Here is a 22,742-nt window from a genome sequence, read left to right as displayed (position 1 = left end):
CATTTCGCAGTTGCACAATGGCCTGAACCTGTCTACTCATTGTGCAGAGACGGATGGTGCTTTGTTTTTGTGCATGAATGATCTTGCGAAACTCGGGGAACCGCTGGCAATCGGCGGCGTGACGATCCGCAATCGTGTCTTCCTCGCGCCGATGTCGGGGGTGACCGACGAGGCGTTCCGCACGCGCGCCTATGCGCATGGTGCAGGCCTGGTCGTGTCGGAGATGGTCGCCAGCGGCGAACTCGCCAAGGGCCGGGGCTCGAGCGGCTTCCGCATCCGCCATTCCGGCCTGCCTGTTCATATGGTCCAGCTTGCCGGTCGCGAGGCTGCCCACATGGCCGAAGCCGCCCGCATCGCCGTCGGCGAAGGTGCCGATGTAATCGATATCAACATGGGTTGCCCGGCCAAGAAGGTCACCGGCGGTTATGCCGGCTCGGCTCTGATGCGCGATCTCGACTTTGCACTGACGTTGATCGACGCGGTGGTCGAGGCTGTCGAGGTGCCGGTAACGGTCAAGATGCGGCTCGGTTGGGACGACGACGTGCTCAACGCGCCCGAATTGGCCCGCCGCGCAGAGCAGGCCGGCGTGCGCATGGTCACTGTCCATGGTCGCACCCGCTGCCAATTCTACCAGGGCAAGGCCGACTGGCGGGCGATCGCCCGTGTCAAGCAGGCGGTTGGCATCCCCGTGGTTGCCAATGGCGACGTGGCGACGCCCGAAGATGCCGCCGAAATTCTTGCACAATCGGGTGCCGATGCCGTCATGGCCGGCCGCTCGCATTACGGCGCTCCGTGGACCGCCGGCGCAATCGCCGCTGCCGCTCAAGGGGCCGAGGCTGCCGGCGTGCCAACATCTGTTGCAGATATGGCCGACTATGCCGTGGCCCACTATGAAGACATGCTGGCGCTCTATGGCACCGAAAGCGGCCTGCGCCAGGCACGCAAGCATCTCGGCTGGTATCTCGACCGCCACACCAGCGGTGTCTCCGATGACCTGCGCCGCGGCGTGCTCACCTCCTTCGAGCCCGCGCAAGTGATTTCGTCGCTGCGTAAGGCACTTACATCATTTGGCGAAAGTCTCCGCGAAAGGAATGCGGCATGAGCTCCAGCTTTGTGCCGGCTTCCGTGAAGGGCGACGATGCCGCCCAGATCGTACTCAACACGATCCGCCGCCCGGTCATCATGATCGGACCCGGCAACTTCATCACCTTCGCCAATGCCGAGGCCGAGGACTTCTTCCGCTCAAGCGCCACGGTGCTTGCACGCAGCGAGCTGTCCAAGCTGTTGCCGTTCGGCAGCCCGATCCTGACCCTGGTCGAGCAGGTGCGCGAGCGCGACACGCAGGTCAACGAATACCGCGTCGACGTCTCGTCGCCGCGGCTCGGCATCGAGAAGATGGTCGACATCTATGTCTCGCCGGTGCCGGAGTTGCCCGGTTCTGTCGTGCTGATGTTCCAGGAGCGCTCGGTGGCCGACAAGATCGACCGCCAGATGACCCACAGGGGGGCTGCGCGCTCCGTCACCGGCCTTGCCGCCATGCTCGCCCACGAAATCAAGAACCCACTCTCAGGCATTCGTGGCGCCGCACAGCTGCTCGAACTCTCGGCATCCGACGAAGACCGCGCGCTGACGCGGCTGATCACCGACGAAACCGACCGTATCGTCTCGCTTGTCGACCGCATGGAGGTGTTCTCCGACGAGCGGCCGATCGACCGCTATCCGGTCAATATCCATGTCGTCCTCGACCATGTGAAGGCGATCGCCAGAAATGGCTTTGCAAACGGAATCAAGATTTTGGAGGACTATGATCCTTCATTGCCTCCAGTGTACGCCAATCGCGACCAGCTGATCCAGGTGTTCCTCAACCTGGTCAAGAACGCAGCCGAGGCGATCGGCCACGTTCCCGGCGGCGAGATCACGCTGTCGACAGCTTTCCGCCCGGGCATCCGCATGTCGATTCCCGGCACGCAGGACCGCGTATCGCTGCCACTCGAATTCTGTGTTCACGACAACGGCCCCGGCGTGTCCGAAGACATCCTGCCGATCCTGTTCGACCCGTTCATCACCACCAAGCCGAACGGCTCGGGCCTGGGCCTGGCGCTCGTCGCCAAGATCGTCGGAGACCATGGCGGGATGATCGAATGCGACTCGTCTCCGCGCGGCACCACCTTTCGCGTGCTGATGCCTGCCTGGAAGGAACTGCCCGTGCACCAGCAGGGCGAACGCGAAGGAGACCACCGATGAGCGTGCGCGGACATATCCTCGTCGCCGACGACGACGCCGCCATCCGCACGGTGCTCAACCAGGCATTGTCGCGCATGGGGCACGATGTCCGCGTCACCTCCAACGCGGCGACCCTGTGGCGCTGGGTGGCGGCCGGCGAGGGCGATCTCGTCATCACCGACGTGGTCATGCCCGACGAGAACGCCTTCGATATGCTGCCGCGCATCAAGAAGGCCCGGCCGGAACTGCCGGTCATCGTCATGAGCGCCCAGAACACCTTCATGACGGCGATCCGGGCGTCCGAGACCGGCGCCTACGAATACCTGCCCAAGCCGTTTGATCTCACCGAATTGCTCTCGATCGTCAACCGGGCCCTGGCCGAGCCGCGCCGGCCCAAGATCGACGCGCGCCATGAGGAGCAGCCCGACGCCATGCCGCTGGTCGGCCGTTCTGCGGCGATGCAGGACATCTACCGCATGCTGGCGCGCATGATGCAGACCGACCTTACGGTCATGATCTCGGGCGAATCGGGCACCGGCAAGGAACTGGTGGCGCGCGCGCTCCACGAATATGGTCGCCGCCGCAACGGGCCGTTCGTGGCGATCAACATGGCCGCCATCCCGCGTGACCTGATCGAATCCGAACTCTTCGGCCACGAAAAGGGCGCCTTCACCGGGGCGCAGAACCGTTCAACCGGCCGCTTCGAGCAGGCCGAGGGCGGTACGCTGTTCCTCGACGAGATCGGCGACATGCCGATGGAAGCGCAGACCCGGTTGCTGCGCGTTCTCCAACAGGGCGAATACACCACGGTCGGCGGTCGCACCCCGATCAAGACCGATGTGCGCATAGTCGCCGCCACCAACAAGGATCTCAGGGCGCTGATCAACCAGGGCCTGTTCCGCGAAGACCTGTTCTACCGCCTCAACGTCGTGCCGCTGCGCCTGCCGGCGTTGCGCGAACGATCCGAGGATATTCCCGATCTTGTCCGGCATTTCTTCAAGCAGGGCGTGAGCGAAGGCTTGCAGGCCAAGCGCATCTCGTCGGGCGGTGTCGAGCTGATGAAGCGCTATCCCTGGCCGGGCAATGTGCGTGAACTCGAAAACCTGGTGCGGCGGCTTGCGGCGCTCTACCCGCAGGATGAGATTTCGGCCGAAATCATCGAGCAGGAACTCAAGACCGGCGAGCAGCCGATGGTGCCCGGCGGCAATCTGATCCCCGACGACCTGTCGGTCGGTCAGGCGGTCGAGCATTTCCTCCAGCGCTACTTCGCCATGTTCGCCGGGGACCTGCCACCGCCTGGGCTTTACCAACGTATCCTTGCCGAGGTCGAATATCCGTTGGTGCTCGCTTCAATGACCGCCACGCGCGGCAACCAGATCAAGGCGGCGGAGCTGCTCGGCCTCAACCGCAACACGCTGCGCAAGAAGATCCGCGAGCTCGGCGTCAACGTCTACAAGGGCGCCCGGCCGGCCTGACACCCTCACGCCGATATGCTTACCTGTCGAAAGTCTGACGAAACATTTTCGCTGGGAGCGGAAATGTTGCATAATCGCCACAATGCGTTGCATACATCCGACGCAATTGATGTCTCAACACGGCAGGAATGGCTATTCAGGCACAACCTCTGAACGAACCGCTTTTCCCCAACAAGGGGCGGCAGGACGGCCGGCGCATATTGGCGCTGCCGGGCGTGGTGGCAATTGTCGCCGCGCTGGTCACGGCTGCCGTGTCCTTCGCCATCCTTGTCGGCGTCACGCCGATCATCCCTGATTCGACCACGACGCTGGTCCTGATCGGCATCAATGCCGCCTTCATCTTCCTTCTGGTCGGCCTGATCGGCTTCGAGATCAGCCGCATCGTCAACGCGCGCCGACATGGCAAGGCGGCTTCTCGGCTTCACGTTCGCATCGTCACGATGTTTGCACTGGTGGCTGCCATTCCGGCATTGCTGGTCGCCATCGTTGCGTCGATCACCCTCGACATCGGCCTCGACCGCTGGTTCGAAATCCGCACCAAGACGATTGTCAGCCAATCGCTGTCGATTGCCGAAGCCTATGTGCAGGAGAACGCCCGCAACCTGCAGGGCACGACGCTGTCGATGGCCAACGATCTCGACAACGCCCGCCAGCTCTATGGCCTGGACCGCAGCGGCTTCCTCGACTTCATGAGCAGGCAGGCGGGCTTCCGCGCACTCACGCATGCGGCGCTGATCCGCGCCGACGGCTCCTTCGTCATGAGCGCCAAGACCGGCGCCGACTTTGCCATGCCCGAGCCGCCGCCGGTTGCGGTCGAAACTGCAGCCGACGGCAAGCCGGTGCTGATCGAGCCGAGGACGCGCAACATCGTCGGCGCCATCGTCAAGCTGCGCGAGATCGAAGGGCTCTATCTCTATACGATCCGCCTGGTTGATCCCGAGGTCATCAGGGCGCGCCAGATCGTCACCGCCAATGCCGACGAGTACCGCGATCTCGGCGCCAACCGGCGCGTGACGCAGATTGCGTTCGGGCTGCTTTATCTCGGCCTGACGCTGATCGTGGTCCTGTCCGCCATCTGGACGGGTATCGCCGTTGCCGACAGGCTTGTGCGCCCTATCCGCCAGCTCATCGGCGCTGCCGACGAGGTGGCGACCGGCAATCTCGATGTTTCGGTGCCGGTGCGTCTGTCGGACGGCGACGTTGGCGCCCTCAGCGACACGTTCAACAACATGCTGCAGGAGCTCAAGTCCCAGCGTAACGAGATCCTCGCCACCAAGGACGTCATCGACGAGAGGCGCCGTTTCTCCGAGGCGGTGCTTTCTGGCGTCACCGCCGGTGTCATCGGCGTCGATCCCTTTGGCAGCATCACCATCGTCAACCGCTCGGCTGAAACCATGCTCGGGCTTTCGGCAGCGGAATCGCTCGGCCAGAACCTGTCGATCCTGTTGCCGCATGTCGGGCGCGTGTTCGAGATCGGCCGCCGTTCGGGCAAGCCCGTCTATCGCGAGCAGGTGACCTTCTATCGCGCCGGCGCGGAACGCACCTTCAACGTTCAGGTGACGGTCGAAGAAAGCGGCAGCGACGATGGCGACAAGTCCTATGTCGTGACGGTCGACGACATCACCGACCTCGTATCGGCCCAGCGCACCTCGGCTTGGGCGGACGTGGCGCGACGTATCGCCCACGAGATCAAGAACCCGCTGACGCCGATCCAGCTGTCGGCCGAGCGCATCCGTCGCCGTTATGGCAAGGTCATTACCGAGGACCGAGAGGTCTTCGACCAGTGTACCGAAACCATCATCCGCCAGGTCGGCGACATCGGCCGCATGGTCGACGAGTTCTCGGCCTTCGCCCGCATGCCGAAGCCGGAGATGAGGGTCATCGACATTCGCGAGCCGTTGCGCGAGGCTTCGTTCCTTGTCGAGGTCAGTCGTTCCGACATCGCCTTCGAGCGCGATATCACGGCGGGTCCGCTCAAGGGAACTTTCGACAGCCGCCTGATGGCCCAGGCCTTTGGCAACGTCATCAAGAATGCCGCCGAGGCCATTGAGGCGGCGGAACGCCAGACCGGCGAGCCGGGTGTGATCCGCATCCAGGCGAAGCGGGACGGAAATTCGATCCGCGTCGACGTGGTCGACAATGGCAAGGGCCTGCCGCGCGAAAACCGGCAACGCCTGCTCGAGCCTTACATGACGACACGAGAGAAAGGCACCGGCCTTGGCCTCGCTATCGTCAAGAAGATCATCGAGGACCACGGCGGACGATTGGAACTGCACGACGCGCCTGCCGAATTCCACGGTGGGCGTGGCGCAATGATCAGCATGATCCTGCCTGCGGTGGCCGAAGAGGCCGTGGCGCCGAAGGGTGCCGGCGACGCAGCGCAGGAAAAGGAAACAGAAAAGGTCGGAAATGGCGTCTGATATCCTTATCGTCGACGACGAAGAAGACATCCGCGAACTGGTTGCTGGCATTCTCAGCGACGAAGGTCACGAAACCCGCACCGCATTCGACGCGGACAGCGCACTGGCCGCGATAGCTGATCGCGCGCCGCGCCTTGTCTTCCTCGACATCTGGCTCCAGGGGTCACGCCTTGACGGGCTGGCGCTGCTTGACGAGATCAAGACGCTGCATCCCAGCCTGCCTGTGGTGATGATCTCTGGTCACGGCAATATCGAGACGGCGGTCTCCGCCATTCGTCGCGGCGCCTACGACTTCATCGAGAAGCCGTTCAAGGCCGATCGGCTGATCCTGATCGCCGAGCGCGCGCTCGAAACCTCCAAGCTCAAGCGCGAGGTGTCCGAGCTCAAGATGCGCAGCGGCGAGACGCATGACCTGATCGGCATGTCGTCGGCGATGAGCCAGCTGCGCCAGACCATCGATCGCGTTGCCCCTACCAACAGCCGCATCATGATCATCGGTCCCTCCGGTTCGGGCAAGGAACTGGTGGCCCGCTCGATCCATTCGCATTCGAGCCGCAAGGCAGGCCCGTTCGTCACGCTGAACGCAGCGACGATCACGCCTGAGCGCATGGAGATCGAGCTGTTCGGCACCGAATCCAACGGCGGCGAGCGCAAGGTCGGTGCGCTCGAGGAAGCCCATCAGGGCATTCTCTATCTCGATGAGATCGCCGACATGCCGCGCGAGACGCAGAACAAGATTCTGCGTGTGCTCGTCGACCAGCAGTTCGAGCGTGTCGGCGGCACCAAGCGGGTCAAGGTCGATGTCCGCATCATCTCGTCGACGGCGCAGAACCTGGAAGGGATGATCGCCGAGGGGCGTTTCCGCGAGGATCTATACCATCGCCTGGCCGTCGTTCCCGTCATGGTGCCGGGGCTTGCCGAACGTCGCGAAGACATTCCCTATCTCGTCGACAATTTCATGAAGCAGATGGCCAAGCAGGCCGGCATCAAGCCGCGCCGCATCGGCGACGATGCGCTTGCCGTCCTGCAGGCGCACAACTGGCCTGGCAACGTTCGCCAGTTGCGCAACAATGTCGAGCGCCTGCTGATCCTTGCCCGTGGTGACAATCCCGAAGCGCCGATCACTGCCGACCTGTTGCCGTCCGAGATCGGCGACGTGATGCCACGCGCGCCGAACCAGTCGGACCAGCACATCATGGCGTTGCCGTTGCGCGAGGCCCGCGAGATGTTCGAGAAGGAGTATCTCATCGCGCAGATCAACCGCTTCGGCGGCAACATCTCCAAGACCGCCGAGTTCATCGGCATGGAGCGTTCGGCACTGCACCGCAAGCTCAAGTCGCTGGGCGTGTAAGGGCTGGTCGGCTGCCGACGGGGTAGGGGTTCCATATGCGCGTGATCATCTGCGGCGCCGGCCAGGTCGGCTACGGTATTGCCGAGCGCCTCGCGGCTGAAAAAAACGACGTCTCGATCATCGACACGGCTCCCGAGCTGATCCAGTCGGTGCGGGATTCGCTCGATGTGCGCGGTTTTGTCGGCCACGGCTCGCATCCCGAGGTGCTGGAGGCGGCCGGCGCCCAGAACGCTGACATGATCATCGCCGTGACCCTGTTCGACGAGGTCAATATCGTCGCCTGCGAGGTCGCGCACGCACTCTTTAACGTGCCGATGAAGATCGCCCGCATCCGCGCCCAGTCATATCTGCAGCCACACTATCAGGACCTGTTCTCGCGCGAGCACTTGCCGATCGATGTCATCATCTCCCCCGAACTCGAAGTCGGCGAAATGGTGCTCCGGCGCATCACGCTGCCGGGCGCGACCGATGTCGTGCGCTTTGGCGAAAACCGCATCATCATGGTGGCGATCGAGTGTCTCGAGGATTGCCCCGTCATCAACACGCCGCTGGCGCAACTCACCGAGCTGTTCCCGGACCTGCCGTCGACGGTGGTCGGCGTCAGCCGCAACGGGCGGCTGTTCATCCCGCATTCCGGCGACCAGCTTGTGGCCGGCGATCTCGCTTATGTAGTAACCACCAAGGACCAGGTGCGCCGCACGCTCGGCCTGTTCGGCCATGACGAGCAGGAGGCGACGCGCATCGTCGTCGCTGGCGGCGGCAATATTGGCCTGTTCGTCGCTCGCACGCTCGAACAGCGCCAGAGCCGCACCAAGATCAAGATTATCGAGTCGAGCAAGGAGAGGGCGGTCAAGGCCGCCGACCAGTTGCGCCGCACTGTCGTGCTCAATGGTAGCGCGCTCGACCAGAAGCTCCTGATGGAGGCCGACATCCAGGACGCCGACCTGATGGTGGCGCTGACCAACAACGACCAGGTCAACATCCTGTCGTCGGTCATGGCCAAGCGGCTTGGGTGCAAGGCCAATCTGGCGCTGATCAACAGCCCGACCTATCACGACCTGACCAAGCCGCTGGGCATCGACGCCCACGTCAATCCGAGTGCCGTGACCATTTCGCGCGTGCTTCAGCACGTCCGGCGCGGCCGCATCCGTCAGGTCCATTCGCTCCAGCGGGGGGCTGCCGAGATCATCGAGGCCGAGGCGCTGGAGACGTCGCCGCTGGTCGGTGCGCATCTGCGCGATCTCGAACTGCCCGACGGTATGCGCATCGGCGCGATCTACCGCGACGGCCAGGTGATCAAGCCGGGCGGTAACGTGAAGATCAAGCCTAAGGATAGGGTGGTCATCTTCGCGCTCGCCCATGCGGTCAAGCAGGTGGAGCAGATGTTCCGCGTCAGCCTCGAATTCTTCTGACGCTGCATTCTTCTGAGTTGGACCATCCGATCTGGCGTTGCCGGGCTATGCAAATCGGGTAGAACTCACGACAAATTTCGAGGGATCAAACAGCCATGCCGCGCATTGCCTATGTCAACGGACGCTATCTCCCGCATTCCCACGCCGGCGTGCATATCGAGGACCGCGGCTACCAGTTTGCCGACGGCGTCTACGAGGTCTGCGAGGTGGCGCGTGGCTTCATCGTCGACAGCGTCGGCCACCTCAACCGCCTCGACCGTTCGCTGTCGGAACTCAGGATCGGCTGGCCGGTGAACCGCGCCGTGCTGGTGCACATCATGCGCGAGGTCATCCGCCGCAACCGCGTCGTCAACGGCCTTGTCTATCTGCAGGTGACGCGCGGCGTCGCCCCCCGCGACCATTTCTTCCCGGCCGAAGGTACGCCTTCGGCCCTGGTCGTGACGGCCAAGCGCACCGACCCGGTTGCGTCCGCCAAAAAGGCGGCTGCCGGCCTCAAGGTCATTACCGTGCCGGAGAATCGCTGGGATCGCGTCGACATCAAGTCGGTCGGCCTGCTGCCCAATGTGCTGGCGCGCCAGCAGGCCAAGGAGGCAGGTGCACAGGAGGCGTGGTTCGTCGATCCTGACGGCACCGTCAAGGAAGGGGCCGCCACCAACGCCTGGATCGTCACCAAGGACGGCGTGCTGGTCACGCGTCCGGCCGACCATGGCATCCTGCGCGGCATCACCCGCACCACGCTGATGGATGTGGCCAGGAAACTCGGCCTGAAGGTCGAGGAGCGTGGCTTCACCGTCGAGGAAGCCAAGGGCGCGCGTGAGGCTTTCATCACCGCAGCCACCACCGTGATCATGCCGATCGTCGCGATTGACGACCAGCCCGTCGCAAACGGTCATCCGGGCTCGGTGGCACTTTCACTGCGCGAGGCATTTTTTGACGTTGCGGAAAAAATCCAAGCCTGATAACCGCTTGGGCGTAAATGGTTAAATTCATCTCGTTCAGCTTGCCGCGCGTTGTGGCAAGGGGTGTCTGCTCGCTTGACATGAGCCCGGGAATTTGGCGCATTGGCAGCAGACAGGGATCGGCGAAAGAAAAGAACAATGGCGGAACGATCGCAGAATCTTCAGGACCTGTTCCTGAATTCAGTTCGTAAGAGCAAAAATCCACTCACCATTTTCCTCATTAACGGCGTGAAATTGACCGGGGTAGTAACTTCCTTCGACAATTTCTGTGTTTTGTTGCGCCGTGACGGGCACTCTCAGCTCGTCTACAAGCATGCCATCTCCACGATCATGCCGAGCCAGCCGGTTCAGATGTTCGATGGCGAGGAAAGCCAGGGCGGCTGATTGGCGCGCGACAGGAACGCCGGCGACAAGGCCGGTGCCAGCAACGGACCCGAATCGATAGGGGGCGACAAGGCCCCCACGCGTGCTGTCGTCATTGTGCCGGTGCTTACGCGCCAGCCCAGGAATGACGACGACAGCGCACGTCCGCGCCTGGCGCGGTCATCAGAAGCCCGCCACGATGAAGCGGTCGGGCTGACGCGTGCCATCGATCTCGAACCCGTGCATACGGCAGTCGTCACGATCAACGACCCGCGACCTTCGACGCTGCTCGGCAGCGGCAAGGTCGAGGAATTCGCCGAGATCGTGAAGGAGCGCAAGGCGGAGCTGGTCATCGTCGACCATCCGCTGACGCCGGTCCAACAGCGCAATCTTGAAAAAGAGCTGAATGCCAAGGTGCTCGACCGCACCGGCCTGATCCTCGAGATCTTCGGCCGGCGCGCGCGCACCAAGGAGGGCACGCTGCAGGTCGAGCTTGCTCATCTGAATTACCAGAAGGGCCGGCTGGTTCGCAGCTGGACCCACCTGGAGCGTCAGCGCGGCGGCGCCGGCTTCCTTGGCGGCCCCGGCGAAACCCAGATCGAGGCCGACCGGCGCGCGCTCCAGGAAAAGATTCTCAAGCTCAAGCGCGAGCTCGAGACGGTGCGCCGCACCCGCGACCTGCATCGCGCCAAGCGCCGCAAGGTGCCGTTCCCGGTGGTCGCCATCGTCGGTTACACCAATGCGGGCAAATCGACGCTGTTCAACCGCCTGACTGGCGCCGGCGTTCTCGCCGAGGACATGTTGTTTGCCACGCTCGACCCGACGCTCAGGCGCGTGCGGCTGCCGCATGGCACGCCGATCATCCTGTCCGACACGGTGGGCTTCATCTCCGACCTGCCGACACATCTGATCGCAGCCTTCCGCGCCACGCTTGAAGAGGTGGTCGAAGCCGATCTCGTCATCCATTTGCGCGACATCTCCGACCCCGATACGGCGGCGCAGGCCGACGATGTCGAACGCATCCTTGCCGATCTCGGCGTCGATGCTGCCGACACCGACCGTGTCATCGAGGTGTGGAACAAGATCGACCAGCTCGACGAGGGCAACCGCGAGCGGCTGCTGTCCGACAGTGCCGATGGCCGCAAGGCCCCGCCGATTGCCATCTCGGCGATTACGGGCGAGGGGATTGCCGTTCTCACCGGGCTCATTGAGCAGCGCGTTTCCGGCGAGCTGGAGACCATCGACGTCACGCTGGCGCCAAGCCAGCTCGGCCAGATCGACTGGCTCTACCGCAATGGCGACGTGGTCAAGCGCACTGACAATGACGACGGCAGCGTGTCGATGACGCTTCAGGCGACAGCCTCCGCCCGCGACGAGATCGCGGCGCGCATCCTGAGGCACGGCAAGCACTGAGCACTGAGCTCAAGCGGGCAGGTCGGCTCGCCCTCATCTGGCCCTTCGGGCCACCCTTCTCCCCGGTGGGGAGAAGACGTTTTGCGTCGATGGCCCATCTCGATCGTCCACATGCCGCGATGGGGCAGGTGATGGTGATGGGGCAGGCGGCGGCGATCGGCGTTTCCTCTCCCCCACGTGGAGAGGTGGTTCGCGAAGGCGAATTACCTACTTCGCCGTCTTGGCCTGCTGCCAGAGTGTTTCCATCTCGTCGAGCGTTGCCGCTTCAAGGCTGCTGCCTGCCTCGTCGAGCGACTTCTCGACATAATGGAAGCGCTTGCGGAACTTGTCGTTTGTCCCGCCGAGCGCCGCCTCCGAATCCAGCTGGAGGTGGCGGCCGAGATTGACCAGCGCAAACAGCATGTCGCCGAACTCGTCCTTGACCGCCGCCTGGTCGCCCTTGGCCATGGCCTCGCGCAATTCGCCGATTTCTTCCTCGATCTTGTCGAGTATGGGTGCGGCTTCGCCCCAGTCGAAGCCGACGCGGGCTGCTTTCTCCTGCAGCTTCAGGGCGCGCGTCAGCGCCGGCAGCGCGACGGGCACGGAGTCCAAAAAGCCGTTGCCGTGATCTTCGGGGTCTAACCCGCGGGCGAGGCGGGCCGCGCGCTTCTCAGCCTTCTCCTCCGCCTTGATCTTTTCCCACATGCCCTTGGCGGAACGGGCCTCGCGCGCCTCGGCGTCGCCAAAGACATGGGGGTGGCGGCGGATCATCTTGGTGGTGATAGCCTGCACAACGTCGCCGAAAGCGAATTCGCCGACCTCCTCCGCCATCTGGGCGTGGTAGACGACCTGAAGAAGCAGGTCGCCAAGTTCTTCCTTCAGGTGGTCGATGTCGTTGCGCGAAATCGCGTCGGCGACCTCATAGGCCTCTTCGATCGTGTAGGGCGCGATCGTTTGGAAGTTTTGCTCGATATCCCAGGGGCAGCCGGTTTTCGGCTCGCGCAGGGCAGCCATGATCTCGATCAGGCGGGCGATGTCTTTGGAAGGTTGCATGGGGCAGATTCTATAGCCCGGCGTGCGGCATCCCAACAATGGCCTGCCGCACACCGCCCTTGTCCACAGCCAATTGGTGGCCGCGGCTTGCGGTTGCGCCCGATGCCGGCGGCTTCGTGCTATTGACCGGATGGTCACGCGCAGGCAGGAAATGCCCATGCTTCATCTATCGCTCGTTGCATTCGGCGGTGCCATCGGTGCGTCGCTGCGCCATCTCGTCAATCTGGTCTCGCTGCGCCTGTTCGGTCCCAATTTCCCATGGGGCACGATGCTGATCAACATTGTCGGCTCTTTCGCCATGGGTCTGTTCGTCGGCTGGCTTGCCCGACGAGCCGGTACGTCGAACGAGCTTCGGCTGTTCGTCGCCACCGGAATATTCGGGGGCTTCACGACCTTTTCGGCTTTCTCGCTGGATTTTGTCACCCTCTGGGAGCGGGGAGCGACGATTTCGGCCTTCGGCTATGCGTTTGCCAGCGTCATATCAGCCATTCTGGCCCTGTTCCTGGGATTGTGGCTCGCAAGAAGCATCGGCTGATGCTATTGGGCCGCTTCGAAAAGGACGATTTGAAAAATGGCTGGCGTTGAACAGATCACGGTGGAAGCCGGCGAAACGGGCATGAGGCTCGATCGCTGGTTCAAGTCCCATTATCCGGGGCTCGGCTTCGGCCATCTGCAGAAGCTGTTGCGGTCCGGGCAGATCCGCGTCAATGGCGGCCGCGCCAAGGCCGATACGCGCGTCGAGCCGGGGCATGTGATCCGCATTCCGCCGCTCGAAGTCGACAAGAAGAACGACGGCCCGCTGACGGCGCGCACCATGCGCGACCAGGACGATGGCGATGTCCTGGCCAAGATGCTGATCTATGAAGATTCCAAGGTCTTCGTCTTCAACAAGCCGGCCGGCCTTGCCGTGCAGGGCGGTTCGGGCGTTGTGCGCCACCTCGACGACATGCTGGAAGCCTGGCGCAACAAGAAGGGCGAGAAGCCGCGCCTGGTGCACCGGCTCGACCGCGACACCTCTGGCGTGCTGGTCGTGGCACGCACGCGTCTTGCGGCGATGAAGCTTTCCGAGGCGTTCCGCGCCCGCGAAACCAAGAAGACCTATTGGGCCCTGGTCAAGGGCGTGCCGCCCAAGCGCGAAGACAAGATCTCGACGTGGCTGATCAAGGAGCAGACGCCCGATGGCGACCGCATGCGCGTTGCCAAGCATGGCGAAAAGGGCGCCGATCACGCCGTTTCCTACTATCGCATCCTCGAGCAGGCTGCGCAGGCGCTGACCTGGCTGGAGATGGAGCCCTATACGGGTCGTACGCACCAGTTGCGTGTCCATGCCGCCTATATCGGCTGCCCGATCATCGGCGATCCGAAATATTTTGAGCACGACACCAACTGGGAATTCCCCGGCGGTTTGCAGAACAAGCTGCATCTGCATGCGCGCCGCATCGTCATTCCGCATCCCGATCATGGCGTTATCGACGTCACCGCGCCGATGCCGCCGCATATGCGCCAGAGCTGGAACCTGATCGGTTTCGACGATGAGAGCGGTGAGCCGGACGCTTGAGCGTCACGGCGACCAAGGGCTGAAGCGCGATGAAACTGGTTCTGTTCGATTGCGACGGCACGCTCGTCGATAGCGTGGGCGTCATCCACGCCTCGATGGTGACGACGTTCCGCGAGGCCGGTTTGCCGGAACCCGACATGGCGGCCACCAAAAGCATCATTGGCCTCACGCTTGATATCGCCATTGCGACCTTGCTCAATCGCGCCCCCGATGCCGAAAGCACAAGGCTCGCAGGACGTTACAAGGAACACTTCATCGCCTCGCGGCAACTGCCGGACTTCGAGGAGCCGCTCTATGACGGCATTGCTGAACTGATCGGGACGCTTGCTCGGCGCGACGACGTGCTCATCGGCATGGTCACCGGCAAGTCGCGCCGCGGTGTCGATCGGGTGATGGAAACACACGGCTTCGGCCGCCATTTCCTGACCATCCGCACTGCCGACGACTGTCCGTCCAAGCCGCACCCGGCCATGGTGCTGGAATGCTGTGCGGAAATGGGCATCGATCCCGCCGTGACCTTCGTCGTCGGCGACGCCATCTACGACATGCAGATGGCACGGAACGCAGGCGCTCGCGCCATCGGCGTCGCATGGGGCTATCATCCCCGCGAGGGCCTGATTGCGTCGGGCGCGCACCAGGTGCTCGCTGCGCCGGCCGAACTGCTCACCCTTATCGACTAGCTGGCCCAACGGGCCGGCGGCGACGTGGGATATGTTCCCCGCCGCGCGCCCTTGGCCTGTACGTGCACGCAGCCGGCGGACAAGAAGAGCCGTGTTATCGGTATTCGACACGCAGATCGCGCGCCGGGCGCGGGGGACTTTCATGACAGCAGCAGCCCAGCCTCTTGATCGCCGCGACAGCATCGACTCTGCTGCTGTCGCCTTCATGCTTCTGCTCACCTTCTCCTGGGGCATGAACGGTGTTGCCGCCAAGCTCGCCACCCTCGGGTTCAACCCGATCTTCCTTAATGTCGCCCGCTCGGGCATCGCGGCGGCGGTGGTGTTCCTGTGGTGCTTCTGGCGCAGTGTTCCGCTGTTCAACAAGGACGGCACGCTGTGGAGCGGCATCCTCGCCGGGCTGCTCTTCGGCGGCGAGTTCATCCTTGTGTTCATGGCGCTCGAGTTCACCACGGTCGGGCGCAGCTCGCTGCTGATCAACACGATGCCGTTCTGGGTGCTTGTCGGTGCACATTTCTGGCTCGGCGAGCGCATGACGATCCTGAAGTTCAGCGGCCTTGTGCTGGCCTTCTGCGGCGTGGCGGTGGTCTTTTCCGACAGGCTTGGCGGCGAGGGCGCTTCGACCCTGTTCGGTGACATGCTCGGCCTGACCGCCGGCTTCCTCTGGGCGGTAACCACCTTGGTGGTCAAGGGATCTCGACTGTCGGCCGCGGGAGCGGAGAAGGTCCTGCTCTATCAGCTGGTCGTCTCGTCGCTGATGGCGATACCGCTGGTGCCGCTTTCTGGCCCAGCAATCCGTGATGTGACACCGGTGGCCGTTGGCGCGTTGCTGTTCCAGGCTGTTTATGTCGTTGCCTTCACCTATATTCTGTGGTTCTGGCTGATGCGGCGATATCCGGCGGCGGGTCTCTCGAGCTTTGCCTTTCTGTCGCCGGCATTCAGCGTCATTTGCGGCTGGCTGGTGCTTGACGAGCCCCTGACCTGGAAGATTTTTCTGGCGCTCGGCCTGATTGGCGCCGGGCTGAGCCTGGTGAACCGGCCGCAGCGAAAACGCGCTGACGTAACGGAGTAGAGATGCGAGACATACTGAGCGACCTCGAAGCCGGCGACATGCTGTCGGATCCGAACCCGATGCGCCGGGCGCAGATTCAGATGCGGACGCCGCTGCCCAAGCGCTTCTACAAGGAAGTGTCGGTCGCGCCGGTCGAGGGCGGCCACGCCGTCCAACTCGACGGCAAGCCGGTACGCACGCCTGGCAAGGCGCTGCTGGCCTTGCCGACGGCAGCTGCCGCACAGCTCGTCGCCGACGAGTTCGCGGCCCAGGTCGAGAGTATCGATCCTTTCACCATGCCGGTACTGCGCTTGGCCAACACGGCAATCGACGGTGTCGCCACCGACCCGCAGGCCGTGCTTGAGGATATCCTGCGCTTCTCTTCGTCGGACCTGCTCTGCTACCGCGCAGACGGCCCCGAAAAGTTGGTCGAGCGCCAGTCGGAAGCCTGGAATCCGGTACTTGACTGGGCACACGCCTCGCTCGGTGCGCGCTTCGTGCTCGCCGAAGGCATCGTGCATGTCGAGCAGCCGCGCGAGGCGATCGCCGCACTTGGCGTGCATCTGTCCCAGCGCAAGGAGCCGATGCGCCTTGCAGCACTGCATCTGATGACGACACTGACGGGCTCGGCGCTGCTGGCGCTCGCGGTGGACATGGGCGAACTCAGTGCCGAAGAAGCCTGGTCGGCCGCCCATGTCGACGAAGACTGGCAGATCGAGCACTGGGGTCAGGATTCCGAGGCCATCGCCCGCCGCTCCAACCGCAAGCGTGATATGCTGGCATCGGTGGCGCTGCTCGAAGCGTTGCGCGGCAGCTGACGCGTGCCTGTCGGAAGCCCAGCCTGATGGTTGGGCAGTTTTGCGCCGGATAACAATCTTGGTGCCTAATATTTGTGCAGGAGCGATTTTGCTGCCTGCCGCCAACCGCGCAAATGCGCCGGAATCCAAACTGGCACAGGGCTTGCTTTGCATATGTCGACAAGGCCGCGGATGGCCTGCGCGACTATGAGAGGTTTAGCATGACGAAGTACAAGCTCGAGTACATTTGGCTGGACGGATACAAGCCGACCCCGAACCTTCGCGGCAAGACGCAGGTCAAGGAGTTCGCTGAATTCCCGAAGCTCGAGCAACTCCCTTACTGGGGCTTCGATGGCAGCTCGACCATGCAGGCCGAAGGCAAAAGCTCGGATTGTGTCCTGAAGCCCGTCGCCGTCTATCCCGATCCCGCGCGCAAGAACGGCGTGCTCGTCATGTGCGAAGTGATGATGCCCGATGGTGTCACCCCGCACGCCTCGAACACCCGCGCTACCGTGCTTGAGGACGACGGCGCCTGGTTCGGCTTTGAACAGGAATACTTCTTCTACAAGGACGGCCGTCCGCTCGGGTTCCCCGAGAGCGGTTTCCCGGCTCCGCAGGGCGAGTACTACACCGGCGTCGGCTACAAGAATGTCGGCAGCATCGCCCGCCAGATCGTCGAGGAGCATCTCGACCTGTGCCTCGAGGCCGGCATCAACCACGAAGGTATCAATGCCGAGGTGGCGAAGGGCCAGTGGGAGTTCCAGATTTTCGGCAAGGGTTCGAAGAAGGCGGCCGACGAGATCTGGCTGGCCCGCTATCTGCTGCAGCGCCTGACCGAGAAGTACGAGATCGACATCGAGTACCACTGCAAGCCGCTCGGAGACACCGACTGGAACGGTTCGGGCATGCACGCCAACTTCTCGACCGCCTATATGCGCGAGACTGGTGGCAAGGCCTATTTCGAAGCGCTCATGGCAGCCTTCGGCGAGGCTCGCGCCGATCACATTGCCGTCTACGGCCCTGACAATCACCTGCGCCTGACCGGCAAGCACGAGACGGCCTCGATCAACGTCTTCACCTGGGGCGTGGCCGACCGCGGCGCCTCGGTCCGCGTGCCGCACAGTTTCGTGCGCGACGACTATCGCGGTTATCTCGAGGATCGCCGCCCGAACTCGCAGGGCGACCCTTACCAGATCGCCTCGCAAATCCTGAAGACGATCTCTACGGTTCCGACCGACGTCGAGACCCGGGCCGCTGCCTAACAATCAGGCAGGTCGCCACCCAAAAAGCCCCGGGTCCCTGGGGCTTTTTTGTTTCCGGCCTGCCAGGATGCGGCGCTAGGCTGCCTGGCGCTTCAAGGCTTCGATCTCGTCGGTGCCCGGCTTGTGGCCGCGTAGATAGAGCGCACAGGTGGTGCGCAGCATTGAAGCGAAATTGGGGATCTCGCCGTTGATCTCGATTGCCTCGTCATAAAGCTTCGAGATGAATTTTGGCGTCGTCAGTCCCTGTGAGGCGGCGATCTCGTCAAGCAGGTCCCAGAAGGTCGCTTCAAGCTGGATGCTGGTCGAATGTCCGGCGATCCGGATCGAACGGTTGATCTGGCGATAGCCCTTCGGATCCTGTCCGGCAAATACCTTGCACATATCAATCCTCCCAATGGCTTGCCCCGGCTGACAGCGCCGGTGCTGGCTCTTGAATGCCATCATCGACCCAACGGCATGCCATCGCAACCATGCATTCGTTCCTGGGTAGCAAACTATGCTCCGGCAAGCGTGGTAACGGGCTGCCACCACTTGGCTTTGCACGGATTCATAATCGTCCTGTTCCAACTGCCAGGAGGGCGAATGGCCAAGGCAATCCATTCCATGGTGCGTGTGCTCGATGAAGCGCGCTCGCTGTCATTCTATCGCACGGCTTTCGGCCTCGAAATCGCCGACAGGCTCGACTTCGAGACCTTCACGCTAGTCTATCTCAGCAATCTCGAGACCGAGTTCGAAGTCGAACTGACGGTCAACAAGGGCAGGGCCGAGCCCTATGCCCTCGGCGACGGCTACGGCCATCTCGCCGTGTCGGTGGCCGATCTCGACGCCGAGCGCGCCCGCATGGTTGCCGCTGGGCTCAGCCCCAAGGACATCGTCGACTTCGCGCCGGGCGGTACGCCATTGGCCCGCTTCTTCTTCATTGAAGATCCCGACGGCTACAAGATCGAGGTTTTGCAGAGGAGCGGCCGCTTCAAGTGACATGCCGCGGCGGAGGAGCGCCGCGCCAGCCAAGCGCCCAGCGCGCATAGCAAGCAAGGGAGGAAATCATGGTGACGATCTATCAAGGCAGGCCTGGCCTGTCGCGGCGTGAGCTGCTCAAGCGGGGCACAGCCGCCGGCGCTCTGCTCATCATCAGTGGCTCTGCCGTACTCAGCGCCGGCGAGGCCTGGGGGCTCGAAAGCACTGCGCTCAAACCCGAAACCGTGGCGACGCTGATCCAGATGGCACGCGATGTCTATCCGCACGACCAGGTGCCGGACAAGTTCTACGCCATCGCGATCAAGAGCCATGACGAGCTCGCCGGCAAGGACCCGGCCCACAAGGAGCTGATCGAGAAAGGCATCGCCGATCTCGATCAGAAGGCCGGCGCCGGCGGGTACACGGGCCTTGGCTGGGAAGACCAGCGCGTCGCCGTCCTCCGGCAGATCGAAAGCACCCCGTTCTTCCAGGCTGTCAGGGGCGGGCTCGTCGTCGGGCTCTACAATCAGAAGGAGCTGTGGCCGATCTTTGGCTACGAAGGCGAGTCCTACTCCAAGGGCGGATACATCGCGCGCGGCTTCGACGACATCGAGTGGCTCTGACCGGCCCGGTCGCGAACCCAGCTTTTCAGCATTCCCGGGAGGAAATCATGCCTGCACCTTATGGTCTCAACGACGATAGCGTCGTCGTCATCATCGGCTCCGGAGCCGGCGGCGGCACGCTTGGCAACGAACTCGCCCAAAAGGGCATCGACGTCGTCATTCTCGAAGCCGGCCCGCGCATCGAATATGAGGACTTCGTCAACGACGAATGGGACTCCTTCGCCCAACTCGCCTGGCTCGACAATCGAACCACAGGCGGCGGTTGGCGCGTGCACAAGGACTTTCCCAATCTGCCAGCTTGGATCGTCAAGGCGGTAGGCGGCACGACCACGCACTGGGCGGGCGCGTCGCTGCGGTTCCAGGAGCATGAGTTCAAGGCACTGACAAACTACGGCAAGGTAGAGGGGGCCAATCTTCTCGACTGGCCGATCACGCTCGCCGACCTCGAGCCCTACTACGCCAAGGCCGAGGACAAGATGGGCGTGACCCGCACCAACGGCATCGAAGGCCTGCCCGGCAACAACAATTTCAAGGTGTTCAAGGCCGGAGCCGACAAGCTCGGCTACAAGGAGTGCCACACTGGTCGCATGGCTATCAACTCGGCCGAACGCGACGGTCGCATGGGCTGCCAACAGACGGGGTTCTGCTTCCAGGGCTGCAAATGGGGCGCCAAGTGGTCGACGCTCTACACCGAAATTCCCAAGGGTGAGGCGACGGGCAAGCTGGAGGTCAGGCCCAACAGCCATGTGCTCAAGATTGAGCATGACGACAGCGGCAAGGTGACGTCAGTCGTTTATGCCGACAAGGAAGGCAAGACGCAGAGCCAGAAAGCGCGCATCGTCTGCGTCGCCGGCAACTCGATCGAAAGCCCGCGCATCCTGCTCAACTCGGCGTCGTCGAAGTATCCCGACGGGCTTGCCAATTCGTCGGGGCAGGTGGGCAAGAACTACATGCGCCACACCACGGGCTCGGTCTACGCCGTATTCGAGAAGCCGGTGCATTTCTGGCGCGGCACGATCATGGCGGGCATCGTCCGGGACGAGGCGAGGCACGATCCGTCGCGCGGTTTCGTCGGCGGTTACGAACTCGAGACGCTGTCGCTCGGACTGCCGTTCATGGCGGCGTTCCTCGACCCCGGCGGCTGGGGCCGGTCTTTCACTTCGGCGCTCGATCACTACGACCGCATGGCCGGCATGTGGATCGTCGGCGAGGACATGCCGCAGGAGCAGAATGCGGTGAAGCTGCATGGCGAGCTGAAGGACAAATATGGCATGCCGATCCCCGACGTGTGGTTCACCGACCATCCCAATGACGTCGCCATGCGCAACCACGCCTACAAGCAGGGCATGGCGATGTATGACGCGGTCGGCGCCACCAGGACGTTCCCGACGCCGCCATACCCCTCGACCCACAATCTCGGCACCAACCGCATGAGCGAGAAGGCGTCCGACGGCGTGGTCAACAAATGGGGCCAGACGCATGATATCAAGAACCTGTTTGTCTCCGACGGCAGCCAGTTCACCACCGGAGCTGCCGAGAACCCGACGCTGACGATCGTTACCCTGGCCATCCGCCAGGCCGACTACATCGCCGAGCAGATGGGCGCGAAGAGCATCTGACGCATCGTTTGGCAGCGCATCCTCCACGGCGTCGAGATTTGTCGATCGCCGTCTCGCCAAACAAAAAAGCCCCGGAGTGATCCGGGGCTTTTCTCTGTCTTTTTCGATGCTTAGATCGAATAGTACATGTCGTATTCGACCGGGTGCGGGGTCATTTCGAAGCGCATGACCTCTGCCATCTTCAGCTCGATGAACGAGTCGATCTGGTCATCGTCGAAGACGCCGCCGGCCTTGAGGAAGCCGCGGTCCTTGTCGAGGCTTTGGAGAGCTTCACGCAGCGAGCCGCAGACGGTCGGGATCTTCTTGAGCTCCTTGGCCGGCAGGTCGTACAGATCCTTGTCCATCGGCTGACCGGGGTGGATCTTGTTCTTGATGCCGTCGAGGCCGGCCATTAGCAGGGCGGCGAAACCGAGATAGGGGTTCGCGCCCGGATCGGGGAAACGAACCTCGACGCGCTTCGACTTCGGCGACGAGCCGAACGGGATGCGGCAGGAAGCCGAACGGTTGCGCGCCGAGTAGGCGAGCAGGACCGGAGCCTCGTAACCGGGGACCAGGCGCTTGTAGGAGTTGGTCAGCGGGTTGGTGAAGGCGTTGATCGCCTTGGCGTGCTTGATGACGCCGCCGATGAAATAGAGGCAGCTTTCCGACAGGCCGGCATATTCGTTGCCGGCGAAGGTCGGCTTGCCATTCTTCCAGATCGAGATGTGGACGTGCATGCCCGAGCCGTTGTCACCGAAGATCGGCTTCGGCATGAAGGTGGCCGTCTTGCCATAGGCGTTGGCGACCTGGTGCACGACATACTTGTAGATCAGCATCTTGTCGGCGTTGCGGACCAGCGTGTCGAACTTGATGCCGAGCTCGTGCTGGGCAGCTGCCACCTCGTGGTGGTGCTTTTCGACGCGCACGCCCATCTCGGACAGCACCGTCAGCATCTCGGAGCGCATGTCCTGGCAGCTGTCGATCGGAGGAACCGGGAAATAGCCGCCCTTGACGCGCGGACGGTGGCCGAGGTTGCCGGTCTCGTAGTCGGTGTCGTCGTTCGACGGCAGTTCGGTCGAGTCGAGCTTGAAGCCGGTGTTGTAGGGATCGGCCTTGTACTTGACGTCGTCGAAGACGAAGAATTCGGCTTCCGGGCCGACATAGACGGTGTCGCCGAAGCCTTCCGACTTCAGATAGGCCTCGGCCTTCTTGGCGATGCCGCGCGGGTCGCGGTTGTAGGCTTCGCCCGAAACCGGATCGAGGATGTCGCACAGGATGACCATGGTCGACTGGGCGAAGAACGGGTCCATATGGACCGTGTCCAGGTCGGGCATCAGGACCATGTCGGATTCGTTGATGGCCTTCCAGCCGGCGATCGACGAGCCGTCGAACATGACGCCGTCGGCGAACATCTCTTCCTCGACCTCGGCGATGTCCATGGTGACGTGCTGGAGCTTGCCCTTCGGATCGGTGAAGCGCAGGTCAACGAACTTAACGTCGTTGTCCTTGATCTGCTTCATTACGTCTTTGGCTGTCGTCATATCAATTTTCCCTTGTGATGACGTTTGAAC

Annotated in this window: 21 protein-coding genes; 18 read left to right on the top strand and 3 right to left on the bottom strand. The window is 62.9% G+C overall.

Annotated elements, in window-relative coordinates; all coding sequences use genetic code 11:
* The first annotated feature begins 73 nt into the window (after positions 1-73).
* The 9 genes from dusB (at position 74) to hflX (ending at position 11,616) form a co-directional block, all read left to right on the top strand.
* Positions 74-1,102: a tRNA dihydrouridine synthase DusB gene (gene dusB / locus B015_RS0112630; protein ID WP_018428062.1), complete on the top strand. Its 1,029-nt coding sequence runs from the start codon at positions 74-76 to the stop codon at positions 1,100-1,102.
* On the top strand, positions 1,099-2,244 hold the full coding sequence (locus tag B015_RS0112625; RefSeq protein WP_018428061.1) for a nitrogen regulation protein NR(II): 1,146 nt from the start codon (positions 1,099-1,101) through the stop codon (positions 2,242-2,244). Before dusB ends, B015_RS0112625 begins: the two co-directional genes overlap by 4 nt.
* A complete protein-coding gene (gene ntrC, locus B015_RS0112620; protein ID WP_018428060.1) occupies positions 2,241-3,698 on the top strand; it encodes a nitrogen regulation protein NR(I) in 1,458 nt (485 codons plus the stop codon). The genes B015_RS0112625 and ntrC overlap by 4 nt, the downstream gene beginning before the upstream one ends.
* Positions 3,699-3,826: 128 nt before the next feature.
* The gene (locus B015_RS0112615; RefSeq protein WP_018428059.1) at positions 3,827-6,118 is read left to right on the top strand and encodes a PAS domain-containing sensor histidine kinase; all 2,292 of its coding nucleotides are present in this window, start codon (positions 3,827-3,829) and stop codon (positions 6,116-6,118) included.
* Positions 6,108-7,469, top strand: coding sequence for a sigma-54 dependent transcriptional regulator (locus B015_RS0112610; protein WP_018428058.1), 1,362 nt, complete (start codon positions 6,108-6,110; stop codon positions 7,467-7,469). Before B015_RS0112615 ends, B015_RS0112610 begins: the two co-directional genes overlap by 11 nt.
* A 35-nt stretch (positions 7,470-7,504) precedes the next feature.
* Positions 7,505-8,881 carry a Trk system potassium transporter TrkA gene (gene trkA / locus B015_RS0112605; RefSeq protein ID WP_018428057.1) on the top strand — a complete coding sequence of 459 codons (1,377 nt, stop codon included), beginning with the start codon at positions 7,505-7,507 and terminating at the stop codon, positions 8,879-8,881.
* 95 nt (positions 8,882-8,976) lie between these two features.
* Positions 8,977-9,840, top strand: a complete 864-nt coding sequence (locus B015_RS0112600) for a D-amino-acid transaminase (RefSeq protein WP_018428056.1) — start codon at positions 8,977-8,979, stop codon at positions 9,838-9,840.
* A gap of 138 nt (positions 9,841-9,978) precedes the next feature.
* A complete protein-coding gene (gene hfq / locus B015_RS0112595) occupies positions 9,979-10,224 on the top strand; it encodes an RNA chaperone Hfq (protein ID WP_018428055.1) in 246 nt (81 codons plus the stop codon).
* Positions 10,225-10,281: 57 nt separating this feature from the next.
* Positions 10,282-11,616: a GTPase HflX gene (hflX, locus tag B015_RS0112590; RefSeq protein ID WP_245262319.1), complete on the top strand. Its 1,335-nt coding sequence runs from the start codon at positions 10,282-10,284 to the stop codon at positions 11,614-11,616.
* Between the two features lie 207 nt (positions 11,617-11,823).
* Here hflX and mazG read toward each other — a convergent pair whose 3' ends face one another.
* Positions 11,824-12,648, bottom strand: a complete 825-nt coding sequence (mazG, locus tag B015_RS0112585; protein ID WP_018428053.1) for a nucleoside triphosphate pyrophosphohydrolase — start codon at positions 12,646-12,648, stop codon at positions 11,824-11,826.
* 157 nt (positions 12,649-12,805) lie between these two features.
* Here mazG and crcB point away from each other — a divergent pair, with 157 nt between their 5' ends.
* The 6 genes from crcB to B015_RS0112555 all read left to right on the top strand — a co-directional run bounded on the left by crcB (position 12,806) and on the right by B015_RS0112555 (position 17,993).
* Positions 12,806-13,183, top strand: a complete 378-nt coding sequence (crcB, locus tag B015_RS0112580) for a fluoride efflux transporter CrcB (RefSeq protein ID WP_026227212.1) — start codon at positions 12,806-12,808, stop codon at positions 13,181-13,183.
* Positions 13,184-13,219: 36 nt separating this feature from the next.
* Positions 13,220-14,206, top strand: coding sequence for an RluA family pseudouridine synthase (locus B015_RS0112575; protein WP_018428051.1), 987 nt, complete (start codon positions 13,220-13,222; stop codon positions 14,204-14,206).
* A 29-nt stretch (positions 14,207-14,235) separates the two neighbouring features.
* Positions 14,236-14,886 carry an HAD family hydrolase gene (locus B015_RS0112570; protein ID WP_018428050.1) on the top strand — a complete coding sequence of 217 codons (651 nt, stop codon included), beginning with the start codon at positions 14,236-14,238 and terminating at the stop codon, positions 14,884-14,886.
* Between the two features lie 142 nt (positions 14,887-15,028).
* Complete coding sequence (locus B015_RS0112565; protein ID WP_018428049.1) at positions 15,029-15,955, top strand: DMT family transporter; 927 nt, start codon at positions 15,029-15,031, stop codon at positions 15,953-15,955.
* A 2-nt stretch (positions 15,956-15,957) separates the two neighbouring features.
* Positions 15,958-16,752: an ATP12 family chaperone protein gene (locus tag B015_RS0112560; protein WP_018428048.1), complete on the top strand. Its 795-nt coding sequence runs from the start codon at positions 15,958-15,960 to the stop codon at positions 16,750-16,752.
* Between the two features lie 200 nt (positions 16,753-16,952).
* Positions 16,953-17,993, top strand: coding sequence for a glutamine synthetase beta-grasp domain-containing protein (locus tag B015_RS0112555; RefSeq protein WP_026227211.1), 1,041 nt, complete (start codon positions 16,953-16,955; stop codon positions 17,991-17,993).
* Between the two features lie 75 nt (positions 17,994-18,068).
* Here B015_RS0112555 and B015_RS0112550 read toward each other — a convergent pair whose 3' ends face one another.
* Positions 18,069-18,374, bottom strand: a complete 306-nt coding sequence (locus tag B015_RS0112550; protein WP_018428046.1) for a ribbon-helix-helix domain-containing protein — start codon at positions 18,372-18,374, stop codon at positions 18,069-18,071.
* A 201-nt stretch (positions 18,375-18,575) separates the two neighbouring features.
* Here B015_RS0112550 and B015_RS0112545 point away from each other — a divergent pair, with 201 nt between their 5' ends.
* The 3 genes from B015_RS0112545 (at position 18,576) to B015_RS0112535 (ending at position 21,192) form a co-directional block, all read left to right on the top strand.
* A complete protein-coding gene (locus B015_RS0112545; RefSeq protein ID WP_018428045.1) occupies positions 18,576-18,971 on the top strand; it encodes a VOC family protein in 396 nt (131 codons plus the stop codon).
* 68 nt (positions 18,972-19,039) lie between these two features.
* Positions 19,040-19,573 carry a twin-arginine translocation pathway signal gene (locus B015_RS0112540; protein ID WP_018428044.1) on the top strand — a complete coding sequence of 178 codons (534 nt, stop codon included), beginning with the start codon at positions 19,040-19,042 and terminating at the stop codon, positions 19,571-19,573.
* A gap of 47 nt (positions 19,574-19,620) precedes the next feature.
* A complete protein-coding gene (locus tag B015_RS0112535) occupies positions 19,621-21,192 on the top strand; it encodes a GMC family oxidoreductase (protein WP_018428043.1) in 1,572 nt (523 codons plus the stop codon).
* A 110-nt stretch (positions 21,193-21,302) separates the two neighbouring features.
* On the opposite strand, the gene glnA is transcribed toward B015_RS0112535, so the two are convergent.
* Positions 21,303-22,712 carry a type I glutamate--ammonia ligase gene (gene glnA, locus B015_RS0112530; RefSeq protein WP_026227210.1) on the bottom strand — a complete coding sequence of 470 codons (1,410 nt, stop codon included), beginning with the start codon at positions 22,710-22,712 and terminating at the stop codon, positions 21,303-21,305.
* Positions 22,713-22,742: the final 30 nt, after the last annotated feature.

Origin of the sequence: Hoeflea sp. 108 (genome assembly GCF_000372965.1) — a bacterium.
Taxonomy (GTDB): domain Bacteria; phylum Pseudomonadota; class Alphaproteobacteria; order Rhizobiales; family Rhizobiaceae; genus Aminobacter.
Note: the sequence above shows the minus strand (reverse complement) of the source record. Positions and strands in the feature narration are given on the sequence as shown.